The organism is Buttiauxella agrestis (genome assembly GCF_900446255.1).
Classification (GTDB): Bacteria; Pseudomonadota; Gammaproteobacteria; order Enterobacterales; family Enterobacteriaceae; genus Buttiauxella; species Buttiauxella agrestis.
In genome coordinates this window covers 1,679,825-1,703,887 of sequence record NZ_UIGI01000001.1, presented here as the reverse complement: position 1 = coordinate 1,703,887, position 24,063 = coordinate 1,679,825, and the positions used below count along the sequence as shown (strand labels likewise).

General features: G+C 52.0%; 24 protein-coding genes, 1 riboswitch and 1 other annotated feature. Of the genes, 11 read left to right on the top strand and 13 right to left on the bottom strand.

The features are described 5' to 3' along the window. Positions 1–4: 4 nt before the first annotated feature. Together cbiB and DY231_RS08030 are read right to left on the bottom strand one after the other, a co-directional pair. Positions 5–964 (bottom strand): adenosylcobinamide-phosphate synthase CbiB, encoded by a 960-nt coding sequence (gene cbiB, locus DY231_RS08035; RefSeq protein ID WP_115627917.1) that lies wholly within the window; start codon positions 962–964, stop codon positions 5–7. Next, positions 961–2,343, bottom strand: coding sequence for a cobyrinic acid a,c-diamide synthase CobB (locus DY231_RS08030; protein WP_115627916.1), 1,383 nt, complete (start codon positions 2,341–2,343; stop codon positions 961–963). The genes cbiB and DY231_RS08030 overlap by 4 nt, the downstream gene beginning before the upstream one ends. A gap of 100 nt (positions 2,344–2,443) precedes the next feature. Beyond that, positions 2,444–2,623: riboswitch (cobalamin riboswitch) on the bottom strand. Positions 2,624–2,803: 180 nt separating this feature from the next. Between DY231_RS08030 and DY231_RS08025 the strand changes: the two genes are divergently transcribed. Then, entirely contained in the window at positions 2,804–3,664 is an 861-nt protein-coding gene (locus tag DY231_RS08025; protein ID WP_115627915.1) for a GHMP family kinase ATP-binding protein, read from the top strand. A 134-nt stretch (positions 3,665–3,798) separates the two neighbouring features. On the opposite strand, the gene DY231_RS08020 is transcribed toward DY231_RS08025, so the two are convergent. The 4 genes from DY231_RS08020 to dacD all read right to left on the bottom strand — a co-directional run bounded on the left by DY231_RS08020 (position 3,799) and on the right by dacD (position 7,324). After that, positions 3,799–4,119 carry a DUF496 family protein gene (locus DY231_RS08020; RefSeq protein ID WP_034496514.1) on the bottom strand — a complete coding sequence of 107 codons (321 nt, stop codon included), beginning with the start codon at positions 4,117–4,119 and terminating at the stop codon, positions 3,799–3,801. A 224-nt stretch (positions 4,120–4,343) separates the two neighbouring features. After that, positions 4,344–5,402, bottom strand: a complete 1,059-nt coding sequence (locus DY231_RS08015) for an FUSC family protein (protein WP_115627914.1) — start codon at positions 5,400–5,402, stop codon at positions 4,344–4,346. A 90-nt stretch (positions 5,403–5,492) separates the two neighbouring features. Next, entirely contained in the window at positions 5,493–5,963 is a 471-nt protein-coding gene (gene sbmC / locus DY231_RS08010; protein WP_115627913.1) for a DNA gyrase inhibitor SbmC, read from the bottom strand. Between the two features lie 194 nt (positions 5,964–6,157). Further along, on the bottom strand, positions 6,158–7,324 hold the full coding sequence (dacD, locus tag DY231_RS08005; RefSeq protein WP_115627912.1) for a serine-type D-Ala-D-Ala carboxypeptidase DacD: 1,167 nt from the start codon (positions 7,322–7,324) through the stop codon (positions 6,158–6,160). A gap of 265 nt (positions 7,325–7,589) precedes the next feature. On the opposite strand from dacD, the gene sbcB reads away from it, so the two are divergent. After that, a complete protein-coding gene (gene sbcB, locus DY231_RS08000; protein WP_115627911.1) occupies positions 7,590–9,017 on the top strand; it encodes an exodeoxyribonuclease I in 1,428 nt (475 codons plus the stop codon). A gap of 58 nt (positions 9,018–9,075) precedes the next feature. On the opposite strand, the gene DY231_RS07995 is transcribed toward sbcB, so the two are convergent. From DY231_RS07995 to DY231_RS07975, 5 genes are all read right to left on the bottom strand, one after another. Next, positions 9,076–10,440 carry an APC family permease gene (locus DY231_RS07995; RefSeq protein WP_115631793.1) on the bottom strand — a complete coding sequence of 455 codons (1,365 nt, stop codon included), beginning with the start codon at positions 10,438–10,440 and terminating at the stop codon, positions 9,076–9,078. Next, the gene (gene yoeI / locus DY231_RS25610; protein ID WP_115631794.1) at positions 10,430–10,492 is read right to left on the bottom strand and encodes a membrane protein YoeI; all 63 of its coding nucleotides are present in this window, start codon (positions 10,490–10,492) and stop codon (positions 10,430–10,432) included. The genes DY231_RS07995 and yoeI overlap by 11 nt, the downstream gene beginning before the upstream one ends. 155 nt (positions 10,493–10,647) lie before the next feature. Next, the gene (gene gabT / locus DY231_RS07985; RefSeq protein ID WP_115627910.1) at positions 10,648–11,946 is read right to left on the bottom strand and encodes a 4-aminobutyrate--2-oxoglutarate transaminase; all 1,299 of its coding nucleotides are present in this window, start codon (positions 11,944–11,946) and stop codon (positions 10,648–10,650) included. Positions 11,947–12,071: 125 nt separating this feature from the next. Beyond that, positions 12,072–12,998, bottom strand: coding sequence for a LysR substrate-binding domain-containing protein (locus tag DY231_RS07980; protein ID WP_034496523.1), 927 nt, complete (start codon positions 12,996–12,998; stop codon positions 12,072–12,074). Between the two features lie 38 nt (positions 12,999–13,036). Further along, positions 13,037–13,864, bottom strand: a complete 828-nt coding sequence (locus DY231_RS07975; RefSeq protein ID WP_115627909.1) for an SDR family oxidoreductase — start codon at positions 13,862–13,864, stop codon at positions 13,037–13,039. A 170-nt stretch (positions 13,865–14,034) separates the two neighbouring features. Here DY231_RS07975 and hisL point away from each other — a divergent pair, with 170 nt between their 5' ends. From hisL to hisIE, 9 genes are all read left to right on the top strand, one after another. Further along, a complete protein-coding gene (hisL, locus tag DY231_RS25605) occupies positions 14,035–14,112 on the top strand; it encodes a his operon leader peptide (RefSeq protein ID WP_115631792.1) in 78 nt (25 codons plus the stop codon). Further along, positions 14,088–14,210: a sequence feature (His leader region), on the top strand. Its footprint overlaps the gene before it by 25 nt. A gap of 36 nt (positions 14,211–14,246) precedes the next feature. Next, a complete protein-coding gene (hisG, locus tag DY231_RS07965) occupies positions 14,247–15,146 on the top strand; it encodes an ATP phosphoribosyltransferase (RefSeq protein ID WP_115627908.1) in 900 nt (299 codons plus the stop codon). Positions 15,147–15,150: 4 nt separating this feature from the next. Continuing rightward, positions 15,151–16,458 carry a histidinol dehydrogenase gene (gene hisD / locus DY231_RS07960; protein WP_115627907.1) on the top strand — a complete coding sequence of 436 codons (1,308 nt, stop codon included), beginning with the start codon at positions 15,151–15,153 and terminating at the stop codon, positions 16,456–16,458. Further along, positions 16,455–17,537, top strand: a complete 1,083-nt coding sequence (gene hisC / locus DY231_RS07955; protein WP_115627906.1) for a histidinol-phosphate transaminase — start codon at positions 16,455–16,457, stop codon at positions 17,535–17,537. Before hisD ends, hisC begins: the two co-directional genes overlap by 4 nt. After that, positions 17,534–18,601, top strand: a complete 1,068-nt coding sequence (gene hisB, locus DY231_RS07950; RefSeq protein ID WP_115627905.1) for a bifunctional histidinol-phosphatase/imidazoleglycerol-phosphate dehydratase HisB — start codon at positions 17,534–17,536, stop codon at positions 18,599–18,601. The genes hisC and hisB overlap by 4 nt, the downstream gene beginning before the upstream one ends. Further along, a complete protein-coding gene (gene hisH / locus DY231_RS07945; RefSeq protein ID WP_115627904.1) occupies positions 18,601–19,191 on the top strand; it encodes an imidazole glycerol phosphate synthase subunit HisH in 591 nt (196 codons plus the stop codon). Before hisB ends, hisH begins: the two co-directional genes overlap by 1 nt. A gap of 5 nt (positions 19,192–19,196) precedes the next feature. Next, complete coding sequence (gene hisA, locus DY231_RS07940) at positions 19,197–19,934, top strand: 1-(5-phosphoribosyl)-5-[(5-phosphoribosylamino)methylideneamino]imidazole-4-carboxamide isomerase (protein WP_115627903.1); 738 nt, start codon at positions 19,197–19,199, stop codon at positions 19,932–19,934. Beyond that, entirely contained in the window at positions 19,916–20,692 is a 777-nt protein-coding gene (hisF, locus tag DY231_RS07935) for an imidazole glycerol phosphate synthase subunit HisF (RefSeq protein ID WP_115627902.1), read from the top strand. The genes hisA and hisF overlap by 19 nt, the downstream gene beginning before the upstream one ends. Then, positions 20,686–21,297 (top strand): bifunctional phosphoribosyl-AMP cyclohydrolase/phosphoribosyl-ATP diphosphatase HisIE, encoded by a 612-nt coding sequence (gene hisIE, locus DY231_RS07930; protein ID WP_115627901.1) that lies wholly within the window; start codon positions 20,686–20,688, stop codon positions 21,295–21,297. The genes hisF and hisIE overlap by 7 nt, the downstream gene beginning before the upstream one ends. A gap of 57 nt (positions 21,298–21,354) precedes the next feature. Here hisIE and wzzB read toward each other — a convergent pair whose 3' ends face one another. Beyond that, entirely contained in the window at positions 21,355–22,341 is a 987-nt protein-coding gene (gene wzzB / locus DY231_RS07925; RefSeq protein WP_115627900.1) for an LPS O-antigen chain length determinant protein WzzB, read from the bottom strand. A 256-nt stretch (positions 22,342–22,597) separates the two neighbouring features. After that, the gene (gnd, locus tag DY231_RS07920) at positions 22,598–24,007 is read right to left on the bottom strand and encodes an NADP-dependent phosphogluconate dehydrogenase (RefSeq protein WP_115627899.1); all 1,410 of its coding nucleotides are present in this window, start codon (positions 24,005–24,007) and stop codon (positions 22,598–22,600) included. Positions 24,008–24,063: the final 56 nt, after the last annotated feature.

Sequence of the window (24,063 nt, the reverse complement as noted above, 5' to 3'; positions counted from 1 at the left end):
GTCCTTAAGCTATACCCAGTGCGAGAGTGCGCAGTGCGGCAAACAGCAGCAAAGCGAGCAGTGAAGCCAGCATCATGAGCGAAATGGTGCGGGGAATGTCTTCAAGCGCGATGCCGCGTTGCTCATCGCCAATCCAGGGTTTCTCTACCCGTTCGCCAAAATAGGTATTGGGACCGCCGAGCCGGATGCCTAACGCGCCCGCGACCGTGGCCTCAGGCCAGGCGCAATTCGGGCTGCTGTGCTGATAGCGGTCACGCCAGCCGATGCGTAACGCCTGGCGATGATTCGCGCGTAAGCAAAAGGCGGCGATGGTGAGAAGCAGCCAGCTCAGGCGTGCGGGAATGAAGTTGGCGACATCGTCGAGTTTCGCGCTGACAAAACCGATGGCGCGGTGTTTTTCCGTTTTGTAGCCCACCATCGAATCCAGGGTGTTAATCGCTTTGTAGGCCATGGCTAACGGTGCGCCGCCAATCATCAGGAAAAACAACGGCGCGATGACGCCATCGACGCTGTTTTCCGCCACGGTTTCCACTACCGCGCGGGTGATTTGCGGGCGTTCCAGTTGCGAGGTATCGCGCCCGACAATCCACGAGAGTTTTTCGCGACTCTGCTCAAGCGTTCCATTTTTCAGGGCGCGGTAGACCTCAAGCGCGGCATCGCTCAGGCAACGCGCAGCCAGCACGGTGTAAATCATCCACACTTCGACCAGCCAGCCAAGCCACGGATGCACGAGATTTGCGAGGTGCAATACCCCCCAACTCATGCCCCAGGTGGAGCCAACCACCACCAGCCACAACACGCCGCCGCCGATTTTCAGCGCGCGGTCGCTTTTGCAGTATTGGCGGATGACGCGCTGTAAACCGTTAATCAGATTGCCCATCCAGCGCACCGGATGCGGCCAGTTTTGTGGGTCGCCGAGCCAGTAATCCAGTAACCACGCCACACCCCACGCCAGTATCGTCATTGAGCACTCCTCGCCAGTTTCAACCAGCGATTGAGCATTGCCGGGCGCTGGGCGAAATGCACATGCAGGTAGCTGGCAAACGTCGCCTGGTGCTGAATGCCTCCCTGCCAGCGCGAAATCGCCACGCCATCGCGCCATTTGCAGCAGTCGAGGGCCGCCGGTAATGGGCCGCTGAAATCGGAGTAGTGAAATTCGTGGCCGCGCAGAGTTTCGCCTTTGCTTGCCAGCAAGGTGTCTTGTCGCGCGGTGGCTTCGCAGTAGCCAAAGCGGGTCAGGCGTTTGCCCATCTGACTGTGGCCAGGCAATACGCCGCACATGGCGTGAGTTTCGCCCTCAATGTCAGTCAACGATTCGCCCAGATACATCAACCCGCCGCACTCGGCATACAATGGGATGCGGCGTTGATGGGCTTGTTTGAGGGATTCATGCATTTTGAAATTTGCGGCGAGCCTGGCGGCATGCACTTCGGGATAACCGCCACCCAGCCAGATCATCTGGCAATCGGGAACGGCGTCGTCATGAAGCGGGCTGAAGCGCTGAATTTTCACTCCGGCCTGCTCGAGCAGGTCGATGTTATCCGGGTAATAAAAGTTAAAGGCTTCGTCTTCGGCCAGCGCGAGGGTTAATCCATCGGCTAATGCCGCATCTGGTAGGGTGGGCGCTTTGCCCTCTGGCAATGAGTTAAGGCACGATAACGCCAGCAGATGGTCGATGTTAACGGTTTCTTCAAGCTGTTTTGCGAGCTGCTGCCAGCGTTCGTCCTGAGGAAGATTTTCTTGTGCCGGAACCAGGCCAAGGTGGCGTGATGGCAATGCCACATCCGCCATAACCGGCACTCGCCCCAGTACGGGCAGACCGCAGTAACGGGTAATCGCCTCGGCCAGCAGTTGGTAATGGCTGTCGCTGTTGACGCGATTAAGGATGATACCCGCGATGTTTAACGACGGGTCAAACCGCTGGAAGCCCATTACCGTGGCGGCGATAGAGGTGGAGACTGCTTTGCCATCAACCAGCAAAATAACCGGGCAGCCGAGCTGCTTTGCCATTGCGGCGCTGCTGCAATAGTTCGGGTCTGTGCCGTAGCCGTCATAAAGCCCCATCACGCCTTCGATAACCGCCACATCGGCCTGCTGCATTTGTTGGTTAAACAAACCATTGAGCGTGGGAGTCGGCAACATAAACGCGTCGAGATTGCGCGAGGTCACGCCTGACACCGCACTGTGCCAGCCGCTATCGAGATAATCGGGGCCGATTTTGAAAGGTTGAACGCGCAGATGACGCACCATCAAGGCGCGGAGCAGCCCAAGCGTGACGGTGGTTTTGCCACAGCCGCTGCTGGTGCCTGCAATGACGAATGCGTGTTTCGCTGCCCCTGCCATAGTTGCCTTATTACATTTGGGCAAAAAGCGGATGTCAGCACGTGCGTGCAGCCGGAAGCCGCACGCAACTGATGACAACTGACTTCCCACCGAAGGAGTTGTTTAAATTAAATGACTCGTCGGTCTTCTGGCTTAGCTTCATTCTCGCCCGCCCTTCCCAATCGTGAGATCAGTGGTTACGCGGGTTCGTCGGCATCACAGCAGCGGGGGCTGCGGAGGAATTACACCTCCTTCCCAGCCATATTCACCCCAAATAAGAACGGGTAAAGACATGGCATAAACGAGTCAGTTGTATCGTGCATGACACTCAAACTATCATGCGCGTGAATATATAAAAGCTCGAACAGTGTAAAAGCTAATAGATAGCGAGTGTTGCGCTATAACAATTTTTATTGATTTTTTAAGGCTTGTGGCGAAGAAAACAAAATGAGATCCACGATGAAAGAGAGTTGCCACCGTTATGGCTGAAGCGCGCTGCCCGGCGTCCTGCGGCGAATTCATTCAGGGTTGGATTGGCGGCAGCGAAAAGCTGGTTTCATGCCCTATCGACTGGTTTAGCACCGTTGAAGTCCGTGAAGGCGTGCAGTCTGGCGAAGAGCGGCCACGTATGCGCCAGATGCTGGAACAGGTGGTGGCGTATTTCGGCTACCCCGCTGCATTAGCAAATAGCCTGAGCACGGCTCTTGAGTCCACCATCCCAGTGGGTAAAGGCCTTGCGAGCAGCACCGCAGATATTGCCGCAACAGCCTTAGCAACCGCCCGGCATTTAGGTGAAACACTCAGCGAATCTACCCTTGCCGCTTTATGTGTAAAAATCGAACCGACCGACAGCACGATTTTTGTCTTGCCGACGCTGTTTTCCCATCTGAATGCACAGACTCAGTTTAGCTGCCAGCCCGCGCCAGCAGTGGATATCCTGTTACTTGAAAGTGATACGACGATTCTGACTGAGGAATATCGCCGTCATCAGCGCGAATCGACGTTAATCAGCAATGCCGCAGCGCTCGATGAGGCGTGGCTTCGCTTGCAACAAAGTTGCAGGATGCAAGATCCTCGCTTGTTGGGAGAAGCTGCCACGCAAAGCGCTATCGCCAGCCAGGCGTTACTGGCAAAACCGATGTTTTCGCCGCTGTTGGCGCTGGTCGAAGAGTTTGATTTATTCGGCGTGAACGTGGCGCACAGCGGAAGTGCTGTGGGACTGATGCTGGATGTGCGCAAACATGATGCTGAGAAATTACGCTGGCAGATTAAACAGTTGGCTATTGATGTGCATTACCCACGGCAACATCTGGTGAAGATGGTAGCAGGCGGCGTGCGTTAAACTCAGGCGAAAAAAAACCGCCATGAATGGCGGTTTCTAAAATTAACACTATTTACCCTAAATAATTCGAGTTGCATCAAGGCGGCAAGTGAACGCAGCCAACGCAGAGGCAGCCCGAAGTATGACGGGTAAATTTAATCGGCCTTGATTTCGCCCATCACTTTCAATTTTTTGGAAATTTCACGACGCTCTTTAGACAGCTCAGCGTTTTTGATGATGTAGTCATCAACGCGGTCTTCGTAGTCGGTTTTCATGCTGGCGATGATGCCCTGAATAGCTTCGATGCTCATGCCCGGCTTGATGTAATCGCTCAGGTTGTCCAGCAGCAGAACGCGTTTTGAGTTATCACGGATCTTTTTCTGCACGTCCTGGATTTCACGTTGCAGTTTGTTTTTACGACGGAACAGACGCACAAACTCAAGCACGTCCTGGAAAGATGGTTTGGTTGGTTCCATTTTTATACCCCTGCTAATTTCATACTTGGATTCGTTAAAACAACGATTCATTAAGTTAACGGTCATAAGCTTACCTTAAAGGTAGCGACGGCCGCTGACAATGTCATTCTTCAAGCTGCATGGTGATTAGCTGCAACCCGAACATACAGGCGATGGGTCTCTTTCGCTATCTTAACCTCAAATAGTGCTGAATCGAAACCAGCAATTCATATCAGACTAAGCAATTATTTGCGTAACGCGCGGCAGATCAACTGTGAGAGCAATTCCAGTTGACGGGCAAGCTCAAGGCTCAACCAGACGTAGCCATGAATGGGGGTTTCCTGAAGTTTCCCGTTCGGCCCCTCTTGCATCAACTGGCGCAACTCACTGACGATTTCGGTTAGTTTTTCGTTATTGGCAGAAATCGGCGACGGATTTCCGTCATGCAATGCCAGGGCAATTGCCGCGAGTGTGCGTTGCGTCATCTGCTGAGTGTCACGCAGTGTGCGTGCGTTGATCATCAGGAAGTGGCTTTCACGGGACGCCCAGTAAGCATTAATTTGCAGCTCGAGCGTGCACACCATGTTACGGCTGACGGTTTGAATCGCTTCAAAAATGGTTTTTTGAATGTGGGTTTCTTTGCTGCTCGGGCCAATCAACGCCCGCATTCTGACCACATCACTTAATACCTGGCGCAGATGCTTTTCCAGGTGTGGGCGTTCCACCAGGTTTGGAGAAAAACCGGCGTTGTAGACCCGACCAAAGGCCGTGACGAAATTCGCCATTTGAATACGCCAGTGGATAAACGCACGCTGCGGGTAAATGCTGGTGAAGAGCATCGCCAGTAATGAACCGAAGATAACATCACCGCTACGCCACATCGCGATTTCCATGTCTCCTGCGGGCGCACCCACCACCACGGCAAGTGTGATACCAATCAGCAAAGCCTGATAGGGCCTTTTACCCAGGGCCAGATAGCCGCAGATAAACATCGCCAGCGCACACCACACCAACATCAAAGGCAGCGAAAACAGCTCTAACCTGAGCGCAACCAGGCCCATAGTTGCACCACAAATGGTGCCACCAATACGCTCAAATGCACGCGGGACAACGTTTCCCCAAAAGGAAATCGGCCCCATCACCACCACGAGGGTGATTAATGGCCATGTCCCTTCTGGCACTTTCAGAAGATGGACAATAAGAAAGGTGAGCACAAATGCCAGCGCGATACGGATACCGTGCACGACTCGGTAGTGGCGATAAACGCGGAGCTCAAACGGGCTTAATGATTTGTCGGGGCGCACACCCGGGTCTCCTGAAAAACAAAAACGGGATTGTACCTGTTTTTATTGAGGTGGCATCACAAAGTTAGGGGGCTTGCGCCCCCTTTAGCATCAGACTTGATCTGCCACCGGGATAAACATGTCGATTTCCCAGACTCCACTCTCCGAACCATCGTTAAGATAGTGTTCAAAGCAGGGTTTCGATGCCATTTGATAGCGGTTGTCAGCCAGCAGGCTGTCGAAGAACAGGTTCCACGGCCTGGCGAAATCACCGTCATCGACTCGGGCGCGCGCCACCGCATACTGCCCGGCTTCTATTTTAGTGGTGATAACGCCTTCACTGTTTTCAGGCACGGTGAAGTTTTCGGCCACTGATACTACGGTATCGCAGCGCAGCTTTTCCGCAGGCACAACGTCTGGGTTATCGTAATAAACCGCCAGCCACTCTTCGCCGACAATTTTGTGTGTTTTCACCCACAGAGAAAGCTGCTCAAACCCTTGATGAACCGTTTTTTCCCACGGCCCTACCATATGAAAACCAGCTACTTTCCGCTCATGCACTTGTTGTACGTTAAATTCCATATGACCTCCTGACTCGTTTAAAAATACTGTATGTTTATACACCACTAAATTGCAGGGAAACAATCCTTTGTCAGGGTGATGTGGTTACTTTGCGAGCATGATCGCTTTTCGCGAATCTATCGCCTGTAGATCTTAGTACAGGCAAAAAAAAGGGCCGGCATAACTGCCGACCCCGTTTGCATCCTTCAATTAATTTACAGTTTGTGGCTCAGATAATCGCTGAAGCGCGACCATGCGCTGCCCTTTTTGACATCAGCCAGCGTCACCAGCGGCCAGTGCGCAATCAGTTTATCGCGGTCAAACAGTTCAATCTCACCGACATGCTGGTTAGCCGCTATAGGGGCTTCCAGCTCAGGCTTGTCGAGGACATATTTAGCTTTAATATTAGGCACTTCAGATTTTGGCAGCGCCAGATAGACATCCTGATTGGTTCCGACTTCGACTTTCTTTTGATCGCCGTACCAGATTGTCTCGGTGCCAATTTTCTTACCTTTATGCAGAACCTGAACGGTATCGAAATTATCCTGACCCCAGTGCAGTAATTTACGCGCCTGATCTTCACGCCCTTTCGGGCTTTCAGCCCCCATCACCACAGCAATTAAACGGCGCTCGCCATCAACACTCGACGCAATAAGATTGAACCCGGCACTCGCGGTGTGACCGGTTTTCAGGCCATCGACATTCAAGCCTTTGTCCCATAACAGCCCATTACGGTTCTGTTGGGTGATGCCATTCCAGGTCAGGCTACGTTCGCTATACATATGATAAAAATCAGGTTCGCCATGAATAATGGCGCGGGATAACACGGCAAGATCGTAAGCGGAACTGTGCTGACCCGGTGCATCCAGGCCGTGTACCGTTTCAAAATGGGTATCGCGCAGGCGTAATTGCTGCACGTATTTATTCATCATCGCCACAAATTGCGGCTGCCCGCCAGCAACGTAATCGGCTAGCGCGACACAAGCATCGTTCCCGGAGTCGATAATCAACCCGCGACTCAAATCGTGAACGGTGAGTCTGTCACCCTGTTTCAAAAACATCAGCGATGAACCGTCGAAAACCGGATTGCCTTTTGCCCAGGCATCTCTGCCCACTGTCACGATATCGTCAGCCTTGATGCGCCCGCTATCAATGGCGCGGTCCACCACATAGCCCGTCATCAATTTAGTCAGACTTGCCGGGTTGCGTCGCACATGTTCATTTTCCGCAGCCAGAATTTGCCCGGTGGTGTAATCCATCAACACCCAGGAACCCGCCTGAATTTGTGGAGGGGATGGCGGGTTAACAAAGATATCGTCGGCAAAAGCGGAGTGAGCAGATAATGACAGCAGAGAACAGACAGCAAACAGACGGATCTTCAACGATATACCCTCGGTAACAATAAATTCAGCCGCTTCTTTTACTGGAGTTTGCGATAATTTTCGCAATTAAATTGCAAAAATATATGAATAGATAGCATTGCATACTCATCTTGAATATCTTGCGCAGTGGTGCAGGAGGCCTGTTAATGGTTTACCATGCACTGATGCAGTGACTGACCAACAAGTTTGAAACATGGAGAGAGTTTTAGTGGGATTTCAGTTTAATAACAATATGTTAAACAACACTCAAGGGCGGGAGTAAACCGTGGATAATACAACGCAACAACCGACCTTTCTCTTCCATGATTATGAGACTTTCGGCAAAAGTCCTTCGCTTGACCGCCCCGCGCAATTTGCAGCGATTCGGACAGATTCCGAGTTCAATGTCATTGGCGAACCGGAAGTATTTTACTGCAAACCCGCTGATGACTATCTGCCTCAACCCGAAGCAGTGATGATTACCGGGATTACCCCGCAGCACGCGCTGGCTCAGGGAGTCAACGAAGCCGATTTTGCTAAACGCATCCACAGTATTTTTACGCTGCCCAAGACCTGTGTGGTGGGCTACAACAATGTGCGCTTCGATGATGAAGTGACGCGTAATATTTTCTATCGTAATTTTTACGACCCGTATGGCTGGAGCTGGCAGAACGATAACTCGCGCTGGGATCTGCTTGATGTGATGCGCGCCTGTTATGCGTTGCGCCCTGAAGGGATTGTCTGGCCGGAAAACGAGGATGGTCTGCCGAGTTTTCGCCTGGAGCATTTAACCAAAGCCAACGGAATTGATCATGCCAACGCGCACGATGCGATGTCCGACGTTTACGCCACTATCGCTATGGCGCAACTGGTTAAAACACGCCAGCCGCGTCTGTTCGAGTATCTCTATACTTACCGCTCCAAACACAAGCTCACCACGCTGATTGATATTCCGCAGATGAAACCGCTGGTGCATGTTTCGGGCATGTTCGGTGCGTGGCGCGGCAATACCAGTTGGATTGCGCCGCTGGCCTGGCATCCGGATAACCGTAATGCGGTGATCATGGTCGATTTGGCTGGAGATATTTCTCCACTGCTGGAACTGGATGCCGATGCATTACGCGAGCGTTTGTATACACCGAAAGCCGCGTTGGGCGATAGTCCGGCGGTGCCCATCAAACTGGTGCATTTGAATAAATGCCCGGTGCTGGCGGTGGCGAATACTCTGCGTCCGGAAGATGCCGAGCGGTTAGGCATCGATCGTAAACGTTGCCTGGATAACCTGAAATTACTGCGTGAACACCCGGCCGCGCGTGAAAAAGCGGTGGCTATTTTTGCTGAGGCCGAGCCTTTTGTGCCGTCTGATAATGTCGATGCTCAATTGTATAATGGCTTCTTCAGCGATGCCGATCGCGCGGCGATGCGCATTGTACTGGAGACGGAGCCGCAAAATTTACCGGCGCTGGATATTACCTTTGCCGATAAACGCATCGAGAAATTGCTGTTTAACTATCGCGCGCGAAATTTCCCCGGCACGCTGGATGAAGCAGAACAACAGCGCTGGTTAGAACATCGCCGTGAGGTGTTGTCTCAGGAGGCGCTGCAGGCCTACGCGCAAGAACTGGAAGCGCTGTACAACCTGCATGAAAGCGATAAAGAAAAGACGGCGTTGCTTAAGGCATTGTTTGAGTACGCGCAGTTTTTGGTGGGTTAATTTCTTTGAAGGTATAAAACAAAAAGGCCGCTTTCGCGGCCTTTTTCATCTGCAGCGATTACGCCAGGTCTTCGTTGAATTGTGGCACCGGGTTACGGAAGCGACGAGTCACGAAGGCCAGATAGGTCAGGCCGATAGCCGCCCAAATCAGCCCCAGAATCATCGAGCTTTCTTCCAGGTTAATCCACAATGCACCCACTGTCAGCGCGCCACAGATTGGCAGCACCAGATAGTTGATGTGATCTTTGATGGACTTGTTACGGCCTTCGCGGATCCAGAACTGGGAAATGACTGACAGGTTCACGAAGGTGAACGCCACCAGCGCACCGAAGTTAATCAGCGCCGTTGCTGTAACCAGGTCAAATTTCACCGCGAACAGAGCAATGATACCCACCAGCACAACGTTCAACGCCGGGGTGCGCCATTTCGGGTGAATGTAACCGAAGAAACGCTCCGGGAACACGCCGTCACGACCCATCACATACATCAGGCGCGAAACGCCCGCATGTGCCGCCATACCTGACGCCAGAACAGTCACACAGGAGAAAATCAGGATTCCGAACTGGAAGGTTTTACCTGCCACGAACAGCATGATTTCTGGCTGTGACGCATCCGGGTCATGGAAGCGAGAGATGTCCGGGAAGTACAGTTGCAGGAAGTAAGACACCACCACGAAGATCACGCCGCCAATCAGGGCAGTCAGGAAAATCGCTTTCGGGATGACTCGGCCAGCATCTTTAGTTTCTTCGGACAACGAGCTAATGCCGTCAAAGCCGAGGAACGAGAAGCACAGTATCGTCGCTCCGGTGATCATCGGCACCACGTTTGCGTGTTCAGACCAGAATGGACGCGTGCTGGTTAACGTGCCGGCACCTTCGCCATTGGCTACGCCGTAAATCACCAGACCCGTTATCACCACCATCACAATCATTTGCAGCACAACGATGAGGCTATTGAAGTTAGCCACAGTTTTGATGCCACGCAGGTTGGAGATGGTCATAAAGCCCACCAGCAGCACCACGAATATCCACGATGGGATCGACGGCACCAGGGCTTCAAAATAGATTTTTGCCAGCAGGATGTTGATCATCGGCATGAAGAGATAATCAAGCAGCGCCGACCAGCCCACCATAAAGCCGACCACCGGGTGGATAGCTTTTTGAGCGTAGGTATAGGCGGAACCCGCTGATGGGAAGCGGCGTACTAGCTTTCCATAACTTAACGCGGTAAACAAAATTGCCACAAGGGCAAACGCGTAAGCCGTAGCGACATGTCCGTCGGTAAGGCCAGATACAATCCCAAATGTATCGAACAAGGTCATAGGCTGCATATAAGCAAGGCCCATCATAACAACCGGAATGAGCGTTAGGCTCTTACGGAGTTCAACACGAGATTTTGCACCTGCGGTGACGTTAAGCGACATGGTCATTCCCCCAAACGGCGAATACCTGCGCAAAAGCAAAAAGCTGCCCCATCTGAATTTCCTCGGCGACACGACTGTCGTTTTTTAAAAGCTAGTATCTATCCGGTACGAAGCCCGGCCTCTTGGATTTTTTGGCGGATGCCTGTTTGACTACTGGAACTTAATGCAAAAAAATAACCGACGCGTTTAACGTCGGTTTTTTTGTTCTCATTTAGTGAGGCGCGTATTTTGCACTAATTCGAGGCATGATGACAAGATGTTGAGACCTTCATTAACAATTTCTTTTTCAGCAGTTAACGGAACGAGAAAACGAATCACATTGGCTCGCACTCCGCAAGAAAGCAGCACCAGTCCCTTTTTACCGGCTTCTTTAACAAGTTCTTGTGTTAACTCTTTATTTGGACGATGGCTGTCACGCTCTTCCACCAGTTCCATGGCAATCATTGCGCCATAACCACGGACATCGCCAATACAGTCAAATTGCTCAGCCATTTCGTGTAAACGACGGGTGATTTGCTCGCCAATTTCTTGCGCGCGGGCATTGAGATTTTCCGTCTCAATGATATCAGTCACCGCCAGCGCGGCAGCAATCGCCACGGGTGAACCCGCATAAGTGCCGCCAAGCCCGCCCGGCATGGCTTTATCAAACAACGATTTCTTGCCGACCAGCGCCGAAAGTGGGAAACCGCCCGCCAGGCTTTTCGCCATCGTGACTAAATCGGGTTCCACTTCACTGTGTTCAATCGCGAAGGTTTTACCGGTACGGCAAAAACCGCTCTGGATTTCGTCGGCAATCAACACGATGCCGTGTTTATCGCACAGCGCGCGCAGTTGTTTCATAAAGGAAGGCGATGCGGCGTAGAAGCCCCCTTCCCCTTGTACCGGTTCAATAATAATGGCGGCGACTTCATCGGGTGACACATCGGCGGCAAAAATACCCGCCAGTGAGGCCAGCGCCTGAGTGTCGCTCACGCCAAGATATGCCGCTGGATAAGGCGCGTGATATATACCTGCCGGGAAGGGGCCGTAACCTTTTTTATACGGCTGAACTTTGCCCGTTAGCGCCATTCCCAGAAGGGTTCGGCCATGGAACGCGCCACGAAACGCAATAATAGCCGAGCGCCCGGTGGCGATTCGCGCCACTTTAATGGCATTTTCAACGGCTTCTGCGCCAGTGGTGAGAAACAGGGTCTGGCACGGTTCGCTTATCGGCACCAGTGTATTCAGCCGTTCGGCAAGCTCGATATAATTGCCGTATGGCGTGACCTGGAAACAAGGATGGGTAAATTTTTCAAGCTGTTGACGTACCGCGTCAATCACTGCCGGATGGTTATGCCCGGTATTGAGCACCGCAATACCCGAAGCAAAATCAATATAGCGTTTGCCTTCAACATCCCAGATTTCGGCATTTTTCGCTTTTTCGATGTATACCGGCAACGCATTGCCGACTCCCTGAGGAACCGCCTGCTCACGTCGTGACTGCCATTGCTGATTGGTTTGCTTCATACAGACTCCTTGCGCACAAAAAAACTCTGCAAAACCACGCAGAGAAGAAAAATAAACGCGAAGACACTTTCAGAAGAAATAACGATCCACTCTTAACCATAGATGTGACGACAGCACCCTGCCACTCACCCATTTGTATTATTTTCCGTGGTGCCGTAGACCACGGCAATCTCCGGACTGCTGACTATCTGCTCGCGCCACCATTCGCTGGCAAGCCCAGCGGTTTGCTCGTTCCAGCCAATCCATACCGGAACAAACGGCACATGGGAAACCACCCGTTTTTCTACCAAAACGCCACTTTCAATAAAGCGTTGCGCCATGTAACGCGGAACGTAACCGCAGCCGATGCCGCTGATTTGCAGCTCGAGTTTAGTTTTGAAATCAAAAACAGTGATTGCATCCTGATCTTCAAGCAAATGCATCGAACGCGACGGTTCAAGACGGGAAGTGTCGCCGACGATCACCGCGCGACTGCGTTTCACCACCCGGCGCGTTAGAGGTTCTTCGATCTCAGCCAGGGGATGATGTGGCGCGACGACAAACACGCTTTCGAGTTGCCCGAGCAAGGTAAAACCAAAACCGCTCAGTGACGGCGGGTCACTCATTGCGCCAACGATAATATCCGCCCGCCCTTCGGTGAGCGCCTCCCAGGAACCACCGAGCACGCCATTAATAAATTTCAGGCGCGTCACGCTGTAACTTTTGTAGAACGCTTCAATCAGCGGAGTCAGCAGTGAGAATGGGAAAGAGTCGTCTACACCAATGACCAGTTCGTTCTCCCAGCCCTGATGTAGCTTGATAGCCTGCTGTTCCAGTTCACGTACGGAATGCAGTACTTCGCGGCCTTTTTCCAGCAGAAGCTGACCCGTTCGCGTAAAACGTGCGCGATGACCGGAACGGTCGAGGATTTGAATGTTGAGATCGTTTTCGAGTTTTTGAACGGTGTAACTGAGTGCGGAAGGCGTTTTGAAAAGCTTTGTTGCCGCCGCAGCAAAGCTCCCTTCTTTATCGAGGGTATCGAGAATGATCAATACATCCAGCAGTGGTTTCATACTCGTTCCCTTCGGTCACGAGCAATGCCCCACAGCGGTTACTGCATGGGCATTACCAGCGGGTTTGGATACTGATATTCAAACCCAAGTTCATTGCAAATACGGTTGCCATCCACCAGCTTACCGTGGCCATTTTGCCCTTCCGTTCTGAACACTGGCGCATCAAGGTTCATCTGGCGCGCCATTTGAGTGTAGAACTCAGCACGCGATGGGTGATCTGGCGCACATAAATTATAGATGTGTCCGCCCTTTGGAGCCTGCAACAACAGCGTAATAGCTGAAATAACATCTTCGAGATGCACCAGGTTGACGCCATGCGTGCCGTTTTGCACATCCACTTTCCCTGCAAGGAAGCGCCCAGGATGGCGCTCCGGCCCAACTAAGCCTGCCAGGCGCAGAATATCGACCGAGGTTCCCGGCAAATCATGCAGCCAGGTTTCAAGTTCTTTAAGCACGCGGCCACTGGCAGTCACCGGTTCAAGCGGCGAGGTTTCTTTCACGGTGCTTTCTGTTTCACCGTAAACCGACGTGGAGCTGGTAAAAATGATGCGCGGAATATCATGTGCTAACGCGCTATCGACAATTTCCTGAACCGCTTGCAGATAAAAATCGTCCCCTTCACCGGTGCGGCGAGCGGGCAGCGTTATCACCAAAGCATCAGCATCAAGCAACGCGTCGAGATCGTCGCTATCGCAAATCAGTTCGGGCGTGAGTTGCAATTGATAACTGTCAATTCCGCACATTCTTGCGGCTTCGACACCATCAAGGGTGGTTTTACTTCCTGTCACTTGCCAGCCACGCGCTGACAATGACAATGCCAGTGGCATTCCCAACCAGCCTAACCCGACAATCGCAACCTTTTTCATTTCCTGTCTCCTGGAATGCAGCATATTTCTCTGCGGTTCTTTTTCGCCCTGCTTTTAGGCTACGCCACGTTAGCGGAACTGACAATTACTGCGGCTAAACAGAATATTAATCCCAGGTGAAAAAAGCCCTTGCGCTCAACGCTGCATCTGGTTTACGTTAAAAGCACATCATGAATAAACATTCATACGAGAATTTTATGACACGCGTTCAAAATACGACCCACCATCATCACTATCATCCTGACTAGTCTTTCAGGCGATGTGTGCTGGAAGATGAAAAAATCTTCCACTGGTGCATGAACGAGTCAATAAGCCCCCGGAAGATTTCTTCCGGGGGCTTTTTTTTGGACGTCAGACAAGAATTTATCAGGAGAGATTGCACATGTTAGACAACAACCGTTTACGCATAGCTATTCAGAAATCAGGCCGTTTGAGCGATGACTCACGCGAATTACTGGCTCGCTGCGGGATAAAAATCAACCTGCACACTCAGCGCCTGATTGCGTTGGCAGAAAACATGCCGATCGACATTCTGCGTGTCCGTGATGACGATATCCCTGGGCTGATTATGGACGGCGTGGTGGATTTGGGGATTATTGGCGAGAACGTGCTGGAAGAAGAGTTGCTGACTCGCCGCGCTCAGGGCGAAGATCCTCGTTATTACACGCTGCGTCGTTTAGATTTCGGCGGTTGCCGTTTCTCGCTGGCGATTTCTGTTGATGAGCCATGGGATGGCCCGGCATGCCTCAACAACAAACGTATCGCCACCTCTTACCCTCACCTGTTAAAGCGCTACCTTGATGGCAAAGGTGTGCAGTTCAAATCTTGCTTGTTGAACGGTTCCGTTGAAGTTGCCCCGCGTGCGGGTCTGGCTGATGCGATTTGTGACCTGGTTTCTACCGGTGCAACGCTTGAAGCCAACGGCCTGCGTGAAGTAGAAGTGATTTACCGTTCCAAAGCGTGCCTGATTCAGCGCGATGGCGAAATGCCAGAAGCTAAACAACAGCTTATCGACAAACTGATGACTCGTATTCAGGGCGTGATTCAGGCGCGTGAATCGAAATACATTATGTTGCATGCACCAAGTGAGCGTCTGGACGAGATTATCTCTCTGCTGCCAGGCGCTGAACGCCCAACCATTCTGCCGCTCGCAGGCGATCAACAGCGTGTAGCGATGCATATGGTGAGCAGTGAAACGCTGTTCTGGGAAACCATGGAAAAACTGAAAGCGCTGGGTGCCAGTTCAATTCTGGTGTTACCAATTGAGAAAATGATGGAGTAACACCATGGCAAACTTCAATACGTTGATTGACTGGAATGAATGCGATGCGGCGGCACAAAATGCGCTGCTGACGCGCCCGGCAATTTCGGCATCCGAGAGCATTACCCGCACGGTCGCGGACATCCTGAATAATGTGAAAGCCAACGGCGATGTGGCTCTACGTGAATACAGCGCAAAGTTTGATAAAACTGAAGTGCAGCAACTCAGAGTCAGTGAGCAGGAAATTTCCGCGGCGGTAGCGCGTCTGGGTTCAGAAATTAAAGATGCGATGGCCGTGGCCGTGGCGAATATCGAGAAATTCCACGTCGCGCAACAGCTCGCGCCGGTGGATATCGAAACCATGCCAGGCGTGCGTTGCCAGCAGGTGACTCGCCCGGTGGCGTCCGTTGGCTTATATATTCCAGGCGGTTCGGCGCCACTATTTTCAACCGTATTGATGCTTGCCACTCCCGCGCGGATTGCGGGTTGCAAAAAAGTGGTGCTGTGTTCACCGCCGCCAATTGCCGATGAAATTCTGTATGCCGCGCAACTGTGTGGCGTGCAGGAAGTGTTTCAGGTTGGCGGTGCGCAGGCAATCGCTGCGCTGGCGCTGGGCACCGAAAGCATTCCGAAAGTGGATAAAATTTTTGGGCCAGGCAACGCTTTTGTGACCGAAGCTAAACGCCAGGTCAGCCAGCGTCTTGATGGCGCGGCAATCGACATGCCGGCTGGCCCGTCTGAAGTCTTAGTGATTGCCGACAGCGGCGCGACGCCTGACTTCGTGGCATCCGACCTGCTTTCACAGGCTGAACACGGCCCGGACTCGCAAGTGATTTTGCTGACGCCGGATGCGCAGATGGCGCAAGCCGTAGCCGAAGCGGTCGAACGCCAGCTTGCCGCACTGCCGCGTGCTGAAACGGCGCGTAAAGCACTGGAAAGCAGCCGCCTGATAGTGGCCCGCGATTTAGAGCAATGTATTGAGATTTCTAACCAGTACGGCCCGGAGCACCTGATTATTCAGACGCGTAATGCCCGCGACCTGGTGGATAGCATCACCAGCGCCGGTTCCGTGTTCCTCGGTGACTGGTCGCCGGAGTCAGCTGGCGACTACGCTTCGGGTACTAACCATGTGCTACCAACGTACGGTTATACATCGACCTGTTCGAGCCTGGGTCTGGCTGATTTCCAGAAACGCATGACGGTTCAGGAACTCTCGCCGCAAGGTTTCGCCAGCCTTGCTAAAACCATTGAAACGCTGGCCGCCGCCGAGCTGCTGGATGCCCACAAAAACGCCGTTACCCTGCGTGTTGCAGCGCTGAAGGAGATGCAATGAGCATTGAAGAGTTAGCCCGTGAGAACGTTCGCGCCCTGACCCCTTACCAGTCGGCTCGCCGCCTGGGTGGCAATGGTGATGTGTGGCTGAACGCCAACGAATATCCGACCGCAGTTGAATTTGAATTAACGCAGCAGACGCTGAACCGTTACCCTGAATGCCAGCCGAAACTGGTTATCGAACGTTACGCCGAATACGCAGGCGTGAAACCTGAGCAAGTGCTGGTCAGCCGTGGCGCAGACGAAGGTATCGAACTGTTGATCCGTGCATTCTGCGAGCCGGGCAAAGATGCCGTTCTCTACTGCCCACCAACGTACGGTATGTACAGCGTGAGCAGCGAAGCCTTCAACGTGGAATGCCGCGTCGTACCGACACTGGCAGACTGGCAGCTCGATTTACCGGCCATTGCGGAGAATATTGAAGGCGTAAAAGTCATTTACGTTTGCAGCCCGAATAACCCGACGGGGCAGTTAATCAATCCGCAAGATTTCCGCGTGCTGCTGGAAATGGCTCGCGGTAAAGCCTTAGTGGTTGCGGACGAAGCCTATATTGAGTTTTGCCCGCAGGCGACTCTGGCTGGCTGGTTGAATGAGTATCCGCACCTTGTGGTGCTGCGCACGCTTTCCAAAGCCTTTGCGCTGGCTGGCCTGCGCTGCGGCTTTACGCTGGCCAACGAAGAAGTGATTAACTTGCTGATGAAAGTGATTGCCCCTTACCCGCTTTCAACGCCGGTTGCGGATATCGCCGCTCAGGCGTTAAGCCCGCAGGGTATCAATGCGATGCGCGAGCGGGTGGCCGAAATTTTAGTCAATCGCCAATATCTGATCTCGGCATTGCAGGACGTGGCCTGCGTTGAGCAAGTTTTTGACTCTGAAACCAACTATGTGCTGGCGCGCATCACCGCTTCAAGTGCAGTGTTCAAATCTCTGTGGGATCAGGGCATTATCCTACGTGACCAAAATAAACAACCATCGTTAAGCGGCTGCCTGCGGATTACCGTCGGCACCCGTACCGAGTGCGAGCGCACTATTGCTGCGCTGCGTGAACAACCCGGCCTAACGGCCACGGAGGGCGTGTGAGCCAGAAAATACTTTTTATCGACCGTGACGGCACTTTAATTTCCGAGCCTCCTTCTGATTTCCAGGTGGACCGCATGGACAAACTGGCGTTTGAGCCAGCTGTGATCCCCGCCCTGCTGCAATTGCAAAAAGCAGGATACAAGCTTGTGATGATCACCAATCAGGACGGCTTAGGGACGGAGAGCTTCCCGCAGGCGGATTTCGATGGCCCGCACAACCTGATGATGCAGGTGTTTAGCTCGCAGGGTGTGAGCTTTGATGACGTACTGATTTGCCCGCATCTTCCTGCCGACAACTGCGAGTGCCGCAAGCCTAAACTGGCGATGGTGAAAGGCTACCTGGAAGAAGGTGTGCTGGATAAACCTAACAGCTACGTGATTGGCGACCGTGCAACGGACATTGAACTGGCCGAGAACATGGGCATTCAGGGGCTGCGTTACCACGGCGAAACGCTGAATTGGTCTGCCATCAGCGACCAACTGACCAAACGTGACCGTTACGCACACGTGGAACGCGCCACGAAAGAGACGCAAATCGACGTGCAGGTCTGGCTTGACCGCGAAGGCGGTAGCAAAATTAACACCGGCGTCGGTTTCTTCGACCACATGCTGGACCAGATTGCCACCCACGGCGGCTTCCGGATGGATATCAGCGTGAAAGGCGATCTGTATATCGACGATCACCACACCGTAGAAGACACCGGTCTGGCACTGGGTGAAGCGCTGAAAATCGCCCTCGGTGACAAACGCGGGATTACACGTTTCGGCTTCACACTGCCGATGGACGAATGCCTGGCCCGCTGCGCGCTGGATATTTCTGGCCGCCCGCACCTTGAATACAAAGCCGAGTACAACTTCCAGCGCGTTGGCGATTTAAGCACTGAAATGGTCGAACACTTCTTCCGTTCGCTCTCTTACACCATGGGCGTGACGCTGCACCTTAAAACCAAAGGCAAAAACGACCATCACCGTGTCGAAAGCCTGTTTAAAGTCTTTGGTCGCACACTGCGCCAGGCGATTCGCGTCGAAGGTGACACGCTGCCCTCCTCTAAAGGAGTGTTGTAATGAACGTGGTGATTCTGGACACAGGATGCGCCAATCTGCACTCGGTAAAAGCGGCGATTCAGCGCCATGGCTATGAGCCTATGGTAAGCCGCGACGCGGATGTGGTGCTGCGCGCCGATAAACTGTTTTTACCCGGCGTGGGAACCGCGCAGGCGGCGATGGATCAGATTCGTGAGCGCGATTTGGTTGAGCTGATTAAAGCCTGTACCCAGCCGGTGCTCGGCATTTGCCTCGGGATGCAACTTTTGGCCTCTCGCAGTGATGAAAGCAATGGCATCGACATGCTCGGCATCATCGACGAACCGGTGCTGAAAATGACCGACCACGGTTTGCCTTTGCCGCATATGGGCTGGAACCGCGTCTATCCCAAAGCGGGCGACCGCCTGTTCCGTGGCATTGACGACGGCGATTATTTTTACTTTGTGCACAGCTACGCGATGCCTGTTTGTGCGAATACCATCGCGCAGGCCAGTTACGGTGAAGCTTTCACCGCCGCTGTACAAAAAGATAATTTCTTCGGCGTGCAGTTCCATCCGGAGCGCTCGGGTGCCGCAGGCGCAAAATTACTGAAAAACTTCCTGGAGATGTAAGCACCATGATTATTCCGGCTCTTGATTTAATTGATGGCACAGTGGTGCGCCTCCACCAGGGGGATTACGGCCAACAGCGCGATTACGGCAATGACCCGCTTCCTCGTCTGCAAGATTACGAAGCGCAAGGTGCGCAAGTGCTGCATCTGGTGGATTTAACCGGAGCGAAAGACCCGGCAAAACGCCAGATCCCGCTGATTAAAACGCTGGTAGCCGGGGTGAATGTTCCGGTGCAGGTTGGCGGTGGCGTACGCACTGAGGAAGATGTTGCGGCGTTGCTTGAAGCGGGCGTGGCCCGCGTTGTGGTTGGCTCAACGGCGGTGAAATCACCCGAGATTGTGAAAGGCTGGTTTGAACGTTTTGGTGCCGATGCGCTGGTCCTGGCGCTCGATGTACGCATCGACGAACAAGGCAATAAACAGGTCGCGGTGAGCGGCTGGCAAGAGAACTCTGGCGTATCGCTCGAAGAACTGGTGGAGATGTATCTCCCCGTCGGACTCAAACATGTGTTGTGCACCGATATTTCCCGCGATGGCACGCTGGCGGGTTCAAACGTTTCACTTTATGAAGAAGTGTGCGCGCGTTATCCGCAGGTGGCATTCCAGTCTTCCGGGGGTATTGGCGGACTTGATGATATCGCGGCTCTGCGTGGAACCGGTGTGCAGGGAGTGATTGTCGGGCGGGCATTACTGGAAGGGAAATTCAACGTAACGGAGGCGATTTCATGCTGGCAAAACGGATAATTCCTTGCCTGGACGTACGCGACGGGCAAGTCGTAAAAGGTGTGCAATTCCGCAACCATGAAATCATCGGCGATATCGTGCCACTTGCGCAACGTTACGCTGCCGAAGGTGCCGACGAACTGGTGTTTTACGATATCACCGCATCCAGCGATGGGCGTGTGGTTGATAAAAGCTGGGTGTCACGCGTGGCGGAAGTCATCGATATTCCGTTCTGCGTGGCGGGCGGTATTAAGTCGATTGACGATGCCGCACAAATTCTTTCCTTCGGCGCAGACAAAATCTCTATCAACTCCCCTGCCCTGGCCGACCCTGAACTGATTACTCGCCTGGCGGAACGTTTTGGCGTGCAATGTATTGTGGTGGGTATTGATACCTGGTTTGATAGCGAAACCGGGAAATATCACGTCAATCAATATACCGGCGATGAAAGCCGCACTCGCGTGACCTCGTGGGAAACCGTGGACTGGGTGCAGGAAGTGCAAAAGCGCGGTGCCGGGGAAATCGTACTTAATATGATGAACCAGGATGGCGTGCGTAACGGTTACGACCTGGAGCAATTAAAGAAAGTGCGTGAAGTTTGCCGCGTGCCGCTGATTGCCTCCGGTGGCGCGGGAACCATGGAACACTTCCTCGAAGCCTTCCGTGATGCGGACGTTGACGGTGCGCTGGCGGCATCCGTGTTCCATAAACAAATTATTAATATTGGCGAGCTGAAATTATACCTGGCTCAGCAAGGCGTGGAGATAAGAGTGTGCTAACACAAGAGCAGCAAAACCAACTGGACTGGGAAAAAATCGACGGATTGATGCCGGTGATTGTTCAACACGCGAAATCGGGTGAAGTGCTAATGCTGGGGTACATGAATCCTGAAGCTCTGGCACAAACGATTGAAAGCGGCAAGGTCACTTTCTTCTCGCGCACCAAACAGCGCTTGTGGACCAAAGGCGAAACCTCGGGCAACTTCCTTAACGTGGTGAACATTGCACCAGATTGCGATAACGACACGCTTCTGGTGCTGGTGAATCCTATCGGCCCGACCTGCCACCTCGGCACCTCAAGCTGCTTTGGCGAAACGCATCACGACTGGCACTTCTTGTATCAGCTAGAGGAACTGTTGGCATCGCGCAAAACTGCCGATCCGGAAAGCTCATACACCGCCAAATTGTATGCGAGTGGCACTAAACGCATCGCGCAGAAAGTCGGTGAGGAAGGCGTTGAGACTGCGCTGGCGGCGACAGTGAATGACCGCTTTGAGCTGAAGAATGAGGCATCGGATTTGGTGTATCACTTGCTGGTGCTGTTGCAGGATCAGGATCTCGATTTGAGCGCGGTGATTGAGAATTTGCGGGAAAGGCATAAGTAGTTTTTGGGATGTTAAAAAGGCCGCAATCGCGGCCTTTTGTGTATCTTAGATTAGTGCTTAGACAACTGGTTTGTAATTGCGTAACGCGTTACGACCGAGCACCACGCCAGAGCCAAGAATCAGACCGACTAACGCTCCGAGGACTAGCGTCAGACCCTTTTTAGGGCTGTCGCGGTGAATCGGTAAGGTTGGTTTCATGACATAGCGGAACGCGTACGTTGCTTCTGGTTTAGATTTCAATGCGTTAATGGCAAGTAAGGATTGACGAGCATTAAAATAGCTATCATCCAACGGCAGAGGACGCGTCGCTTCATTCTTTATGGTCGCTGAAAGCGCATCGCTACCCAAAACAAACAAGGTATCTTCCGACAGCGTTTCAGCCTGCTGAACCAGGGTATTCTTGATATTGGATTGCTGCGCAACGATCAATGCCTGATTCAAAATCTCCAGACGCTTGTCTTTCTTCTCTTGAGCGATTTTCTCTTTAGTCGCCAAATCTACATTCAGATCCTCGACTTTAGAGTTAATGCTGGTTTTCAAGTCATCGTCCAGTTCAGTGACAACCCTTTTATTGATCTGCTGAATATAAGTAGTGAGTGTTTTTTGCGCTTCTGCCGCACTCGTAGAGACATAACTTACTTTCAGTGGCACTGGTTGACCTTTAACTGACTCTTCGATAGTCAGTTTTTCCGGTTTTTCCTGGTTGTCTAACTGCTCAGATAAAGCGGAGATGGCAGAGTTGAAGCGACCAAAGAAACGCTCTTGAATATCAACAATCGTTGGAGCGCCAGCGCCATACAGAACATTCATTCCATTATTGTAGTTCGCTATCTGCCCTGAATCAGGAAGTGTAACGATAGCCTCAGAGGTCCATTTCTCTTTAGCGACGAATAGATAGATAACTGCAAGAACGATAGCAAGAACAGCAAAAGCGATGATGGTGACTTTGCCTTTCCACAACTGCATAATAAGATCAATTAAATCAATTGTTTCTGCTGGCTCACTAATGTGATTTTTTACCACATTATTATTATCTTGATTCATGGTTACCCTAGGAAAAGTGATTCACCGAACGTTCATTGCGAATTGTAGATTAGAACAACAAATGTAGAAATGCAGTTTTTGATTGAAAATTAAATACTTGTCTCGAGTGCACAAATTACATACAAATCTTGTATGGCCAGATCATATGTGATGCACCAAATTTATAATATTTTTGATTATTAGCGCACCAGTAAAATCTTAAAAAAACGGCCCCAAGAAGGGACCGTTGAATTTATCAACACACGCGCTAACGTGATTAGCTAAGCCATTCGGTATGGAACACGCCTTCTTTATCGGTACGCTTATAGGTATGCGCGCCGAAGTAGTCGCGCTGCGCCTGAATCAGGTTAGCAGGCAAAACTGCTGAACGGTAGCTATCGTAGTAAGAAATCGCAGCAGAGAAAGTCGGGGTTGGAATGCCATTTTGTACTGCGTAAGAAACTACATCACGCAATGCCTGCTGATACTCATCAGCAATTTGCTTGAAGTATGGTGCCAGCAGCAAGTTTGCGATAGCCGGATTTTCTGCATATGCATCAGTAATTTTCTGCAAGAACTGAGCACGGATAATGCAGCCAGCACGGAAAATCTTAGCAATCTCACCGTAGTTGAGATCCCAGTTATTCTCTTCAGATGCTGCACGCAGTTGGGAAAAACCTTGCGCGTAAGAAACAATCTTGCCCAGATACAATGCACGACGCACTTTTTCGGCAAAATCAGTTTTATCACCAGCAAAAGGCTTAGCCTGTGGGCCGCTAAGCACTTTAGAAGCTGCCACGCGTTGTTCTTTCAAAGAAGAGATATAACGTGCGAATACAGATTCGGTGATCAAAGACAGTGGTTCACCCAGATCCAGCGAGCTCTGACTAGTCCACTTGCCTGTACCTTTGTTCGCTGCCTCATCAAGAATCACATCAACCAGATAGTGACCTTCTTCATCTTTTTTAGTGAAGATGTCTTTAGTGATATCAATCAGGTAGCTGCTGAGTTCGCCTTTGTTCCAGTCGGTAAAGGTTGTTGCCAACTCTTCGTTCGACAGGTTCAGGCCATTTTTGAGCAGTGAATAGGCTTCAGCGATTAGCTGCATATCGCCATATTCGATACCGTTGTGAACCATCTTCACATAATGACCAGCGCCATCAGCACCAATATAGGTAACGCATGGTTCGCCATCTTCAGCAACAGCAGCGATTTGCTTCAAAATTGGGGCAACAAGTTCGTAAGCTTCTTTCTGACCGCCAGGCATGATAGAAGGACCTTTCAATGCGCCCTCTTCACCACCAGAAACACCGGTACCGATAAAGTTGAAACCTTCCGCAGAAAGTTCACGGTTACGGCGGATGGTATCCAGGAAGAAGGTGTTACCACCATCAATCAAGATATCGCCCTTTTCAAGATATGGCTTGAGAGAATCAATGGTCTTGTCCGTGGCTTCTCCAGCCTTAACCATCAACAGGATGCGGCGTGGAGTTTCGAGCGATTCTACAAACTCTTGCACCGTATAGTAAGGAACCAGCTTCTTGCCCGGGTTCTCTGCGATAACTTCTTCAGTTTTATCGCCAGAACGGTTGAACACGGAAACGGTATAGCCACGGCTTTCGATGTTCAGCGCAAGGTTGCGCCCCATCACGGCCATACCAACGACGCCGATCTGCTGTTTGGACATTACAAACTCCTGTCTTTTGGAAGGTTACTACGACTTCAACGCCGTACTAATGTTGT